At 67.2% G+C, this 12,410-nt stretch carries 10 protein-coding genes; 7 read left to right on the forward strand and 3 right to left on the reverse strand.

From position 1 onward, the window contains the following. Window positions 1–324: 324 nt before the first annotated feature. From urtB to OMP44_RS21730, 6 genes are all read left to right on the forward strand, one after another. The gene (gene urtB, locus OMP44_RS21705; protein WP_280311192.1) at window positions 325–1,893 is read left to right on the forward strand and encodes an urea ABC transporter permease subunit UrtB; all 1,569 of its coding nucleotides are present in this window, start codon (window positions 325–327) and stop codon (window positions 1,891–1,893) included. Continuing rightward, the gene (gene urtC, locus OMP44_RS21710; RefSeq protein ID WP_187981013.1) at window positions 1,890–2,969 is read left to right on the forward strand and encodes an urea ABC transporter permease subunit UrtC; all 1,080 of its coding nucleotides are present in this window, start codon (window positions 1,890–1,892) and stop codon (window positions 2,967–2,969) included. Before urtB ends, urtC begins: the two co-directional genes overlap by 4 nt. Next, on the forward strand, window positions 2,966–3,811 hold the full coding sequence (gene urtD / locus OMP44_RS21715; RefSeq protein WP_273862788.1) for an urea ABC transporter ATP-binding protein UrtD: 846 nt from the start codon (window positions 2,966–2,968) through the stop codon (window positions 3,809–3,811). The genes urtC and urtD overlap by 4 nt, the downstream gene beginning before the upstream one ends. 108 nt (window positions 3,812–3,919) lie before the next feature. Next, window positions 3,920–4,618 carry an urea ABC transporter ATP-binding subunit UrtE gene (urtE, locus tag OMP44_RS21720; protein ID WP_187981302.1) on the forward strand — a complete coding sequence of 233 codons (699 nt, stop codon included), beginning with the start codon at window positions 3,920–3,922 and terminating at the stop codon, window positions 4,616–4,618. A 146-nt stretch (window positions 4,619–4,764) separates the two neighbouring features. Next, complete coding sequence (aroQ, locus tag OMP44_RS21725; protein ID WP_133862306.1) at window positions 4,765–5,208, forward strand: type II 3-dehydroquinate dehydratase; 444 nt, start codon at window positions 4,765–4,767, stop codon at window positions 5,206–5,208. Window positions 5,209–5,212: 4 nt separating this feature from the next. After that, the gene (locus tag OMP44_RS21730) at window positions 5,213–6,067 is read left to right on the forward strand and encodes a shikimate dehydrogenase (RefSeq protein WP_280311196.1); all 855 of its coding nucleotides are present in this window, start codon (window positions 5,213–5,215) and stop codon (window positions 6,065–6,067) included. 99 nt (window positions 6,068–6,166) lie between these two features. On the opposite strand, the gene OMP44_RS21735 is transcribed toward OMP44_RS21730, so the two are convergent. Both OMP44_RS21735 and OMP44_RS21740 read right to left on the reverse strand, forming a co-directional pair. Next, window positions 6,167–6,622, reverse strand: a complete 456-nt coding sequence (locus OMP44_RS21735; protein WP_271653199.1) for an REP-associated tyrosine transposase — start codon at window positions 6,620–6,622, stop codon at window positions 6,167–6,169. A gap of 134 nt (window positions 6,623–6,756) precedes the next feature. Further along, window positions 6,757–9,024, reverse strand: coding sequence for a YgiQ family radical SAM protein (locus tag OMP44_RS21740; protein ID WP_187981009.1), 2,268 nt, complete (start codon window positions 9,022–9,024; stop codon window positions 6,757–6,759). A gap of 360 nt (window positions 9,025–9,384) precedes the next feature. Here OMP44_RS21740 and OMP44_RS21745 point away from each other — a divergent pair, with 360 nt between their 5' ends. Continuing rightward, window positions 9,385–10,761 carry an amino acid permease gene (locus OMP44_RS21745; RefSeq protein WP_187981008.1) on the forward strand — a complete coding sequence of 459 codons (1,377 nt, stop codon included), beginning with the start codon at window positions 9,385–9,387 and terminating at the stop codon, window positions 10,759–10,761. A 110-nt stretch (window positions 10,762–10,871) separates the two neighbouring features. On the opposite strand, the gene OMP44_RS21750 is transcribed toward OMP44_RS21745, so the two are convergent. After that, a complete protein-coding gene (locus OMP44_RS21750) occupies window positions 10,872–12,353 on the reverse strand; it encodes a glucosyltransferase domain-containing protein (RefSeq protein WP_280311203.1) in 1,482 nt (493 codons plus the stop codon). Window positions 12,354–12,410: the final 57 nt, after the last annotated feature.

The raw sequence follows: 12,410 nt of genomic DNA on the forward strand, positions 1-12,410 counted from the left end.
TGAAAGATGGCACCCCGCTCCTACCCCCTCTCCCCTGGGGAGAGGGTTGGGGTGAGGGCCAAAGCCGTTCCGAGGCCAATAGCTCTTCCCCCCCTCTCCCTCGGGGAGAGGGTTGGGGTGAGGGCAAAAGGCGTTCCGTAGCCAACAGGAAGCACCCGCACCACCACCGCTCCGCCCCCCCCTCTCCCCCGGGAGAGGGCCGGAGTAAGGGCCCGCCAGCGCACCCGGCCACACGGCTCGGTGCCCGGCACCAGAAACGAGGCCACGCCCGCCCTCCCCCGGGAGACGTCGCGCAGGAGCCTTTACCCATCGACGAGGCCGAGCATGTCCCTACGCCTTTTTCTTCTGCCCCTGCTGTTGCTGCTCGTGGGCACCGCCCAGGCCGGCCCCGCCGCCGAACTGGCCGCCGCCAGCGCCAACGACCAGGCCAAACTGCTGCAGGACTGGGCCGCCGCGCCTGATCCCACCCAGCTGCCGGTGCTCCAGGCACTGCAGGACGGCCGCTTCTATGTCGACGAAGACAAGCGCCCCTTCTACAAGACCGGCGATCGCTACAGCGCCGCCGAAGGTGAGGCCACGGCGCCCACCGGCACGCCCAAGCAGATCCGCCTGAACAACCGCCTGCGCATCCTCATCGGCGCTGCCCAGGCCAGCGGCGGGCTGCTGTCCACGGATGCCGGCGTGCGCCTGGCCGCCGCCCAGGCCCTGCGCCAGGAGGCCAAGCCCGAGCAGCGTGCCTTCCTGGAAAAACGTCTGCAGAGCGAAGCCGACAAGGAAGTGCAAGGCGCCCTCGCCGCCGCCCTGGCCAACCTGCAGCTGACCGATCCCGATCCCGCCGTGCGCCTGGCCGCGGTACGCCTGCTCGGCGAATCCGGCGAGCCCCAGGCCAGGACCCGCCTGCAGGTCCTGCTCGATCCCGCGGTGGAAGCCAACGAAGACGTCCGCAAGGCCGCCGCTACCGGCCTCGCCCAGGTGGATCGCAAGCTGCTGCTGGGCGATCTGCTCGGCCAGGCCTTCACCGGGCTGTCGCTGGGCTCCATCCTGTTGCTCGCCGCCCTGGGCCTGGCCATCACCTATGGCCTGCTCGGCGTCATCAACATGGCCCACGGCGAGATGCTGATGCTCGGCGCCTACAGCACCTATATGGTGCAGCTGACCCTGCAGCGCCTGGCCCCCGAGTGGCTGGCCTGGTATCCGCTGCTGGCACTGCCGGTAGCCTTCGCCGTCACTGCCGCCATCGGCATGGCGCTGGAGCGCACCGTGATCCGCCATCTTTATGGCCGACCGCTGGAAACCCTGCTGGCCACCTGGGGCATCAGTCTGATGCTGATCCAGGCGGTGCGGGTGCTGTTCGGCGCCCAGAACGTCGAAGTGGCCAACCCGGCCTGGCTGTCCGGCGGCATCCAGGTGCTGCCCAACCTGCTCCTGCCGTGGAACCGGGTGATCATTCTCGGCTTCGTGGTCTTCGTGCTGGTCCTGACCTGGGCCCTGCTGAACAAGACCCGGCTGGGTCTCAACGTGCGCGCCGTGACCCAGAATCGCAACATGGCCGCCTGCTGCGGCGTCCCCACCGGGCGCGTCGACATGCTCGCCTTCGGCCTTGGCTCCGGCATTGCCGGCCTCGGTGGCGTGGCCCTGTCACAGATCGGCAACGTCGGCCCGGACCTCGGCCAGAGCTACATCATCGACTCCTTCCTGGTGGTGGTGCTCGGCGGCGTCGGCCAACTGGCCGGCAGCGTGCTGGCGGCCTTCGGCCTGGGCATCGTCAACAAGATCCTCGAACCCCAGATCGGCGCCGTGCTGGGCAAGATCCTCATCCTCGGCCTGATCATCCTGTTCATCCAGAAGCGGCCCCAGGGCCTGTTCGCCCTCAAGGGGAGGGTCATCGATTGAACCAGCCACTCGCGCTTACCGCTGTGCAGAAGGCCGGCCCGCGCCTGAGCCTGGCCGTGCTCGGCCTGGCCCTCGCCGTGCTGATCGCCCTGCCGCTGCTGTCCCTGCTGCCGGCCGACAATGCCTTCCAGGTCTCGGCCTACACCCTGACCCTGGTGGGCAAGATCCTCTGCTACGCCATCGTCGCCCTGGCCCTGGACCTGGTCTGGGGCTATGCCGGGATGCTCTCCCTCGGCCACGGACTGTTCTTCGCCCTCGGCGGCTACGCCATGGGTATGTACCTGATGCGCCAGGCCGCCGGCGACGGGCTGCCCCCCTTCATGAGCTTTCTCTCCTGGACCCGCTATCCCTGGTTCTGGGCCGGCACCGACCATTTCCTCTGGGCGCTGTGCCTGGCGGTGCTGGCCCCCGGTCTGCTGGCGCTGGCGTTCGGCTTCTTCGCCTTCCGCTCGAAGATCAAGGGCGTCTACTTTTCGATCATGACCCAGGCGCTGACCTTTGCCGGCATGCTGCTGTTCTTTCGCAACGAGACCGGCTTCGGCGGCAACAACGGCTTCACCGGCTTCACCACCCTGCTGGGCTTTCCGGTGGCCGCCCAGGGCACCCGCGCGGTGCTCTTCCTGCTCACCGTGGCCCTGCTGACCGCCAGCCTCTGGCTGGGCTGGCGCCTGGCGCAGAGCAAGTTCGGCCGCATCCTAACGGCGATCCGCGACGCCGAGAACCGGGTGACCTTCTGCGGCTACGATCCGCGCGGCTTCAAGCTGTTCGTCTGGGTGCTCTCGGCGGTGCTCTGCGGCCTGGCCGGCGCCCTCTATGTGCCCCAGGTGGGCATCATCAACCCCAGCGAGATGGCCCCGACCAACTCCATCGAAGCGGCAATCTGGGTCGCCCTCGGCGGACGCGGCAGCCTGATCGGCCCGGTGCTCGGCGCCGGCATCGTCAACGGCGCCAAGAGCTGGTTCACCGTGGCCTTTCCCGAATACTGGCTGTTCTTTCTCGGCGCCCTGTTCATCGTCGTCACCCTCTATCTGCCGCGTGGCGTGATCGGCCTTATCAAGAAGGAGCGCGACGCATGAAAGCCGCCCCCATCCCCCCCACCGCCGCGGAAGTGCTCGATCCCGGGATCGGCGCCGAGGCCAGCGGTCTCGGCCATCGCGCCGGCACGGGCCTGGACACCCGTCACGGCACCATCCTCAGCCTGGAAGGCATCGAAGTCAGCTTCGACGGCTTCAAGGCCCTGCGCGACCTCAATCTCTACATCGGCGTCGGCGAATTGCGCTGCATCATCGGCCCCAACGGGGCCGGCAAGACCACCATGATGGACGTCATCACCGGCAAGACCCGCCCCGACCGCGGCAGCGCCTGGTTCGGCGAGACCCTGGACCTTACCCGCCTGCAACCGGTGGAGATCGCCCAGGCCGGCATCGGCCGCAAGTTCCAGAAGCCCACGGTGTTCGAGGCCCTGACCGTCTGGGAGAACCTGGAGCTGGCGCAACGGACCGACAAGTCGGTCTGGGCCAGTCTGCGCGCACGGCTTTCCGGCGAGCAGCGCGACCGTCTGGAAGAGGTGCTCACTACCATCCGCCTGCAGGAGTCGCGCGGGCGCACCGCCGGGCTGCTCTCCCACGGCCAGAAGCAATTCCTCGAGATCGGCATGCTGCTGGTGCAGGAGCCGCAACTGCTGCTGCTCGACGAACCCGTCGCCGGCATGACCGACGCCGAGACCGAATTCACCGCCGAGCTGTTCAAGTCGCTGGTGCCCCGGCACTCGCTGATGGTGGTGGAGCACGACATGGGCTTCGTCGGCAGCATCGCCGACCACGTCACCGTGCTGCACCAGGGTCACGTCCTCGCCGAAGGCTCGCTGGACCAGGTCCAGGCCAACGACCAGGTGATCGAGGTGTATCTGGGGCGCTAGCGCCGCGCCGAACTGAATGCATATCGCGGCCATGGCGGTTCGCCGCTGCGACCGCTCCTACGTAGGAGCGGTCCATGGCCGCGATCAAAGAATCTCCCCGAGGCCCCCATGCTCCAGGTCAACGAACTCCATCAGTACTACGGCGGCAGCCACATCCTGCGTGGCCTGTCCTTCGAGGCCCCCATCGGTGAGGTCACCAGCCTGCTCGGCCGCAACGGCGTCGGCAAGACCACCCTGCTGCGTTGCCTCATGGGCCTGATCCCGGCCAAGCGCGGCAGCGTCACCTGGGAAGGCCAGGACATCACCGCCCGCAAGCCGCATCAGCGGGTGCAGTCCGGCATCGCCTACGTGCCCCAGGGCCGCGAGATCTTTCCGCGCCTCACCGTCGAGGAAAATCTGCTCATGGGCCTGTCGCGCTTTCCCGCCCGGGAAGCCCGCGAGGTGCCCGAATCCATCTACGAACTCTTCCCCGTGCTGCGGCAGATGCGCCAGCGTCGCGGTGGCGACCTCTCCGGCGGCCAGCAGCAGCAGTTGGCCATCGGCCGCGCCCTGGCCAGCCGCCCGCGGCTGCTGATCCTCGACGAACCCACCGAGGGCATCCAGCCCTCGGTGATCAAGGAGATCGGCACCGTCATCGCCCACCTGGCCAAGCGCGGCGACATGGCCATCCTGCTGGTGGAGCAGTTCTACGACTTCGCCAGCGAACTGGCCGACGGCTACCTGGTGATGTCCCGTGGCGAGATCGTCCAGCGCGGTCGCGGGGTCGACATGGAGGCCGAGGGGGTGCGCGGACTGGTGGCGATCTGAGTCACCAGGGCCGATAATCGAACGCTTCCGCAGCCTGCCCTGCCACCCGCCCGACCGACTCGATTGACGGAATTAACCGGCTGGTACATTTTCTCTCCAGTGCCGGGCAGCGCCTGCCCGGCAAGACAACAAGAGAGAAGGCTGTCATGTCCTCCCGCCGCATCCTGGTCCTCAACGGACCCAACCTCAATCTGCTCGGCACCCGCGAGCCCGCCACCTACGGCCACGAGACCCTGGCCGACGTCGCCCGGCTGTGTACCGAGAGCGCCGCCGCCGGGGGTTACGAGGTGGACTTCCGCCAGACCAACCACGAGGGCGAATTGCTCGACTGGATTCACGCGGCCCGCGGCGCCTATGCCGGGGTGGTGATCAATCCCGCCGCCTGGACCCACACCTCGGTGGCCTTGCGCGACGCCCTGGTGGCCAGCGAGCTGCCGGTCTACGAGGTGCACCTGTCCAACGTGCATCGCCGCGAAGCCTTCCGTCATCATTCCTATGTCTCGGGCATCGCCGTCGGCGTCATCTGCGGCCTCGGCAGCCAGGGATATCGCGCCGCCATCGCCGCCCTCATCGCCCACCAGGGAAACTGACTCCATGACCGCACCCAAATCCGTCCTCGCCGGCCTCATCGGCGCCGGCATCCAGGCCTCGCTGACGCCCGCCATGCACGAACGCGAAGGCGACGCCCAGGGTCTCAGATACCTCTATCGGCTGATCGACCTGGATGCCCTCGGCCTCGCTGCCGACGCCCTGCCCGAGCTGCTGCAGGCCGCCCAGCGCACCGGCTTCACCGGCCTCAACATCACCTTTCCCTGCAAGCAGGCGATCATCCCGCTGCTCGACGATCTCTCGCCCGAGGCGCGCGGCATCGGCGCGGTGAATACCGTGGTGCTGGCCGACGGCCGCACCGTGGGTCACAACACCGACTGCCTGGGCTTCGCCGAAGGCTTTCGCCGCGGCCTGCCGGACGTGGCCAAGCGCCTGGTGGTGCAGCTGGGCGCCGGCGGCGCCGGCAGCGCCGTGGCCCACGCCCTGCTCGCCGAGGGCGTCGACCAGCTGTTCATCTTCGACGTCGAGGCCGAGCGCGCCCAGGCGCTGGTGGACAACCTGACCCGCCACTTCGGCCCCGGGCGCGCCGCGGTCGGCACCGACCGGGCCGCCGCAGTCGCCGCCGCCGACGGCCTGGTCAACACCTCGCCGGTGGGCATGGCCAAGCTGCCCGGCATGCCACTGCCGGCCGAACTGCTGCACCCCGGCCTCTGGGTCGCCGAAATCATCTACTTCCCGCTGGAAACCGAACTGCTGCGCCAGGCCCGCGCCCTCGGCTGCCGCACCCTGGATGGCGGCACCATGGCCGTGTTCCAGGCGGTCAAAGCCTTCGAACTCTTCAGCGGCCGCAGCGCCGACGCCGACCGCATGCAGGCCCACTTCGCCGAATTGCGCAGCTGATATCGCGGCCATGGCGGTCCGCCGATGCGGCCGCTCCTATAGGCTCCGATATGCCCCGTAGGAGCGGCCCATGGCCGCGATCAGCTTTCCTGGCACGATCTACAACCACACCGCATCCCAAAACGGATAATCACCCGCCCGCTTCACCAGCCCCGCCCGCACCGGATTGGCAACGATGTACCGGGCCACCGCCTGGACATCTTCTTCGGCTCTTAGAGCGTGGTCATGATAGGCCGGCGCCCACACAGCCCCTTTGGTATTGCGGATCGCATTGACCCGACGTGCACTGGCCGACTTTAGGCGCAGGACCAACTCGTCCAGGCTGAAACGCTCACCCAACGAAACCAGCCAATGGACGTGATCCGGCATCAACACCCACGCAAGCAGCCTGGCGTCATCAAGCAAACAAGGATCGTTAAAGGTCCGGGCCACCGTGCATGCCACGGGGAAATCGGCGAACAGCGCCTGGCGCTGGCTGGTAGTCGTGGTCAGGAGATACAGCTGGCCGGGCAAAGAAACACGACCCCTGCGCAACGCCGCATGACGTGATGACATCGCTCGTCCTTGAGAGATGAAAACGACCAGTTAAACATTTGTAGCGGCTTGATCGCGGCCATGGGCCGCTCCTACAGAAGCATCGCACCCCGTAGGAGCGACCGCTTCGGCGGACTGCCATGGCCGCGATAGCCTCAGCGCGGCATGTTCGGCTGGCGCCGCGACTTCTTGCGCGGACCGCCCTTGGCGTAGCCGGCGGCCTGGCCTTCCTGGCCCTTGTCCCAGGCCTTGCTGCCATCGCTGGCGCGGGGCGGCAGGCCGGTGTGCTGGGTGAGGATGCGCCCACCGCCGGTACCGGCCTTCTTGCTGCCCACCGGGGTGGAATTCTTGCGCCGCGCGCTCTGGTAGCCGGCGTCGCCCACCGGCTGGGTGGCCGGGATCAACTGGTGCTTGCCCGGCCCGATCAGGTCGGCGCGGCCCATCTCCTTGAGCGCCTCGCGCAGCATCGGCCAGCCCCTGGGATCGTGGTAGCGCAGGAAGGCCTTGTGCAGGCGGCGCTGCTGGTCGCTCTTGACGATGGTCACGCCGTCGCTCTTGTAGGTGACCTTGCGCAGCGGATTCTTGCCCGAGTGGTACATGGCCGTGGCGGTGGCCATCGGCGAGGGATAGAAGGCCTGGACCTGATCCGCGCGGAAGCCGTTGCGCTTGAGCCACAGCGCGAGGTTCATCATGTCCTCGTCGGTGGTGCCCGGGTGCGCCGCGATGAAGTAGGGGATCAGGTACTGCTCCTTGCCCGCCTCCTTGGTGTACTTCTCGAACATCTGCTTGAAGCGGTCATAGCTGCCGATGCCGGGCTTCATCATCTTGTCCAGCGGACCGCGCTCGGTGTGCTCGGGCGCGATCTTCAGGTAGCCGCCGACATGGTGGGTGACCAGTTCCTTGACGTATTCGGGCGACTCCACGGCCAGGTCGTATCTCAGCCCCGAGGCGATCAGGATCTTCTTCACCCCCGGTAGCGCCCGCGCCTTGCGGTACAGCTCGATCAGCGAGGAGTGATCGGTATTGAGGTTCTCGCAGATACCGGGGAACACGCACGACGGCTTGCGGCAGTGACGCTCGATCTCCGGATCCTTGCAGGCTATGCGGTACATGTTGGCGGTCGGCCCGCCAAGGTCCGAGACCACGCCGGTGAAGCCCGGCACCTTGTCGCGCATCTCCTCGATCTCGCGAATGATCGAGTCGTGGGAGCGATTCTGGATGATCCGGCCTTCGTGCTCGGTGATGGAGCAGAAGGTGCAGCCACCAAAGCAGCCGCGCATGATGTTGACCGAGAAACGGATCATCTCGTAGGCCGGGATCTTTTCCTTGCCATAGGCCGGGTGCGGCACGCGCGCATAGGGCATGCCGAACACATAGTCCATTTCCTCGGTGGTCATGGGGATGGGCGGCGGCGTGAACCAGACGTCCACCTCGCCATGCCGCTGCACCAGCGCGCGGGCGTTGCCCGGATTGGTTTCCAGGTGCAGCACGCGGTTGGCGTGGGCATAGAGCACCGGGTCGTTGCGCACCTTCTCGAAGGACGGCAGGCGGATCACCGTCTTGTCGCGGGTCATGCGCGGGCTTTCCAGCAGCTGCACCACCTTGGCTTCGTTGGGGTCCTCCACCTCACCCTTCGCCTGCTCGATGGCGCAGGCCTCGGTGTCCTGCGTATTCACGTAGGGATTGATGATCTTGTCGACGCGGCCGGGTCGATCGATGCGGGTCGAGTCGACCTCGAACCAGCCCGCGGGCGTATCACGCCGGATGAAGGCGGTACCGCGCACATCGGTGATGGCCTCGACGCGCTCGCCACGCGACAGCCGCTGGGCGATCTCGACCACCGCCCGCTCGGCGTTGCCATAGAGCAGGATGTCGGCGGTCGCGTCCATCAGGATCGAGCGCCGGACCTTGTCCTGCCAGTAGTCGTAGTGGGCGATCCGGCGCAGCGAGGCCTCGATGCCACCGAGCACGATCGGCACGTGGCTGTAGGCTTCCTTGCAGCGCTGGCTGTAGACCAGGCTGGCGCGATCCGGACGCTTGCCGGCGACGTTGCCCGGGGTATAGGCATCGTCGGAACGGACCTTCTTGTCCGCGGTGTAGCGGTTGATCATCGAGTCCATGTTGCCCGCGGCCACACCGAAGAACAGATTCGGCTCGCCGAGCTTCATGAAGTCGTCCTTCGAATGCCAGTCCGGCTGGGCGATGATGCCCACGCGGAAGCCCTGGGCCTCCAGCAACCGGCCAATGATGGCCATGCCAAAGGACGGGTGATCGACGTAGGCGTCCCCGGTGACGATGATGATGTCGCAGCTGTCCCAGCCGAGTTGCTCCATCTCCGCCCGACTCATGGGCAGGAAGGGTGCAGGACCAAAGCACTCGGCCCAGTATTTCGGATAGTCGAACAGCGGCGTGGCGGCTTGCATGGCAGCTTCCGGGATAGGGGTGTTTTCAGGAGGGCGCGAAGAATAGCACAAAAAATGACCAGTTCAGCCCCCGGACATCGATTGCCTTTGGCTATCGACGGTGGTTCTGGACTCGCCCTCACCCCAACCCTCTCCGCAGGAGAGAGAGAGGGTAAAAGCACCTCAGGCACCTGCTCGTTCCCCTCTCCAGGGGAAGAGGGCCGACAGGGAGACTCACCGGCGACCCCTGCCCCGCTACGCTCTTCCCCCTCTCCCTCCGGGAGAGGGCCGGGGTGAGGGCAACGTCCCAGGACCAGGCCCCTGGCGACAGGAGTGCTACCATAGCCGCCCGCTCCCCTCACCACCGAGACACCCCCGTCCATGTCCCAGCCCCAACCCGCCGCCGGCCAGTTGCAGCGCGGCCTGAAGAATCGTCATATCCAGCTGATCGCCCTCGGCGGGGCCATCGGCACCGGTCTGTTCCTCGGCTCGGCCGGGGTGCTCAAGTCGGCGGGTCCGGCGATGATCCTCGGCTACGCCATCGCCGGCTTCATCGCCTTCCTGATCATGCGCCAGCTCGGCGAGATGATCGTCGAGGAGCCCGTGGCCGGCTCCTTCAGCCACTTCGCCAGTCGCTACTGGGGCCGTTTCCCGGGCTTTCTTTCCGGCTGGAACTACTGGGTGCTCTATGTGCTGGTGGGCATGTCGGAGCTCACCGCGGTGGGCAAGTACGTGCAGTACTGGTGGCCCGAGGTGCCGACCTGGGCCAGCGCCCTGGTGTTCTTCGTGCTGGTCAACGCCATCAACCTGTTCAACGTGAAGGCCTTTGGCGAGACCGAGTTCTGGTTCGCGCTGATCAAGGTGGTGGCCATCCTCGGCATGATGGCCTTCGGGCTCTGGCTGCTGGTCAGCGGCAGCGGTGGCCCCGAGGCCTCGGTGAGCAATCTCTGGAACCATGGCGGCTTCCTGCCCAACGGCTGGAGCGGCCTGTTCGCGGTGCTGGCGATCATCATGTTTTCCTTTGGCGGCCTGGAGCTGGTAGGCATCACCGCCGCCGAAGCCGACCAGCCGCGCACCGTGATCCCCAAGGCCATCAACCAGGTGGTCTGGCGCATCCTGATCTTCTATGTCGGCGCCCTGACCATCCTGCTGTCGCTGCATCCCTGGGACGAACTGGTGCGCAGCATCGGCGCCGGCGGCGACGACTACGCCGGCAGTCCCTTCGTGCAGACCTTCGCCCTGCTCGGCAGCGACACCGCCGCCCATCTGCTCAACTTCGTGGTGCTGACCGCGGCGCTGTCGGTCTACAACAGCGGCGTCTACTGCACCAGCCGCATGCTCTACGGCCTGGCCGAACAGGGCGATGCCCCGCGCGCCCTGCTGCGCACCAATCGCCAGGGCGTGCCCCTGCTGGGCATCGCCGTGTCCTCGGCGGTGACCCTGCTCTGCGTGGTGGTCAACTACCTGCTGCCGCAGAATGCCCTGGAGCTGCTGATGTCGCTGGTGGTGGCCTCGCTGGTGATCGCCTGGGCGCTGATCAGCCTGACCCACCTGAAATTCCGCGCTGCCCAGCGCCAGGCCGGGCGCACCTCGCACTTCCCGGCGTTCTGGTCGCCCTTCGTCAACTGGCTGTGCCTGGCCTTCGTCGGCATGATCCTGGTGCTGATGCTGCGCATCCCCGGCATCGCCGTCTCGGTCTACGCCATCCCGGTCTGGCTGGCCTTCCTGTTCCTCTGCTACAAGCTGCGCCGGGACTGATCGCCTTCGCCCCCGCAGGTATTGGGCTGAGCAGAGCGAAGCCCAATACCTGCATCAGGCACCGCTCGTTGGGCTTCGACGAGGGAACCGTCTCAGCCCAACCTACCCCGCTACTCGAACGGCACCCAGGGTCGCTGCGGCTTCATGATGATGCAGCCGTCCTCACCCAGCGCCCAGATGTCGTAGAAGCGGTTGTCCACCAGCCGCGTGGCGGCGCCCGGCACGGCCACCCGCTGGCTGCAGCTGTCGCTGTCGGCATCGTCGATCACCCCCAGGTCCAGCAGCCGCTCGGCGATCATGAAGTTGCCCGGCGACAGGCCGAGGATGAAGGGTAGCACCGGCACCTGCTCGAAGGTCTTCTGCGCCAGCGGCAGCCAGGCCACCTCCAGTGGACCGCCGGTCCAGAGCAGGCGCTTGAGCGGCCGCAGCTCCGGACGACTGCTGAGGTCGTGGTGCAGCTCCTGGACGAAACCGCGCTCGAAGGTCTTCTGCGCCGACAGCACCTGGCCATAGACATAGGCCAGCGACAGCATCCACAGCACCGGCAGCACCAGCAGCCAGGTCAGCCGTGGCTGGAATCGCTCCAGCAGATCATGGGCCAGCAGCAGCGCCAGGGTCAGGACGACCGCCAGTCCCATCAGGGTGCGGGCTTCGAGGATGAAATCGCTGAACAGCAGGGTGATGCCGGCCACGCAAAAGGCCAGCACCGGCAAGGTCGCAGCGTACAGCAGCAGGGGCAGCAGCGCCCGTCGGCCATAGGCGCAGGCATAGGTCAGGGCCCCCAGGCCGTAACCGATCGCGGCCAGCCCGCCAAACAGCCACCACAGCCAGAGATTGCCCGGGGTGACCAGCAGGCCGACGCTGTGCAGCACCTCGCCCAGCCGGTGCCAGAGCTCGGGTAGCACCTGGCCGCCCACGCCGGCGTGCCGCGTGGTCGCCATCAGCTGGTAGGCCGTCAGGCAATAGAGCATGCCACCCAGCAGCAGCTGCAGGCCCTGGCGCAGCACCAGCCGCAGCGCCTGCTCGGGCGCCTCGCGGCGCTGCACGGCGCGGACCAGCTCCAGGCAGCAGAGCCCGACGAAGACATTGAACGCCACCTGGTAGAAGGCGATGGCCGCCGCCAGCAGCGCCACCGGTACCAGCAGCGCCAGCGCGGTATGGCGACTGCGATAGATCACCGCATAGATCACCGCCACCAGGCTCAGGGCCATGGTCGGGCCGTCGTACTGGTAGGTCAGGTTGCCCAGCCAGAACGGCGAGAACCATAGCGGCAGCAGGGCCAGGCACTGGGTCGGCCGCGGCGCGCCGAAACAGTGGCGGGCCAGGTCGGTCAGGGCCCAGGTGGCTGCGGCGCAGGCGATCAGCAGTGGCAGGGGGAAGAGATTGAGAGTGCTGCCGCTGAAGGTCAGCAGCCGGTAGAAGACCTCGGTGAGCACCCGCCCCTGCTGCCGCCACTCCGGACCGTTCTCCAGCTGGATGCGCCAGTTGTCATCGACATAGGGGAAGTCGACCAGGATGAAGGGCAGCACGAACAGCAGCAGCGCGGAAAAGAACAGCGCCCGGGTCTGCAGCGGGGTGAGCGTCTGGGGCATGGCGGCGGATCCGAATCCGGCTTCGACGGGAGACGCAGCCGCCGCCACCCGAAGCGA

It is taken from the genome of Pseudomonas flavocrustae (assembly GCF_029872515.1).
In the GTDB taxonomy this organism is placed as follows: domain Bacteria; phylum Pseudomonadota; class Gammaproteobacteria; order Pseudomonadales; family Pseudomonadaceae; genus Chryseomonas; species Chryseomonas aestiva.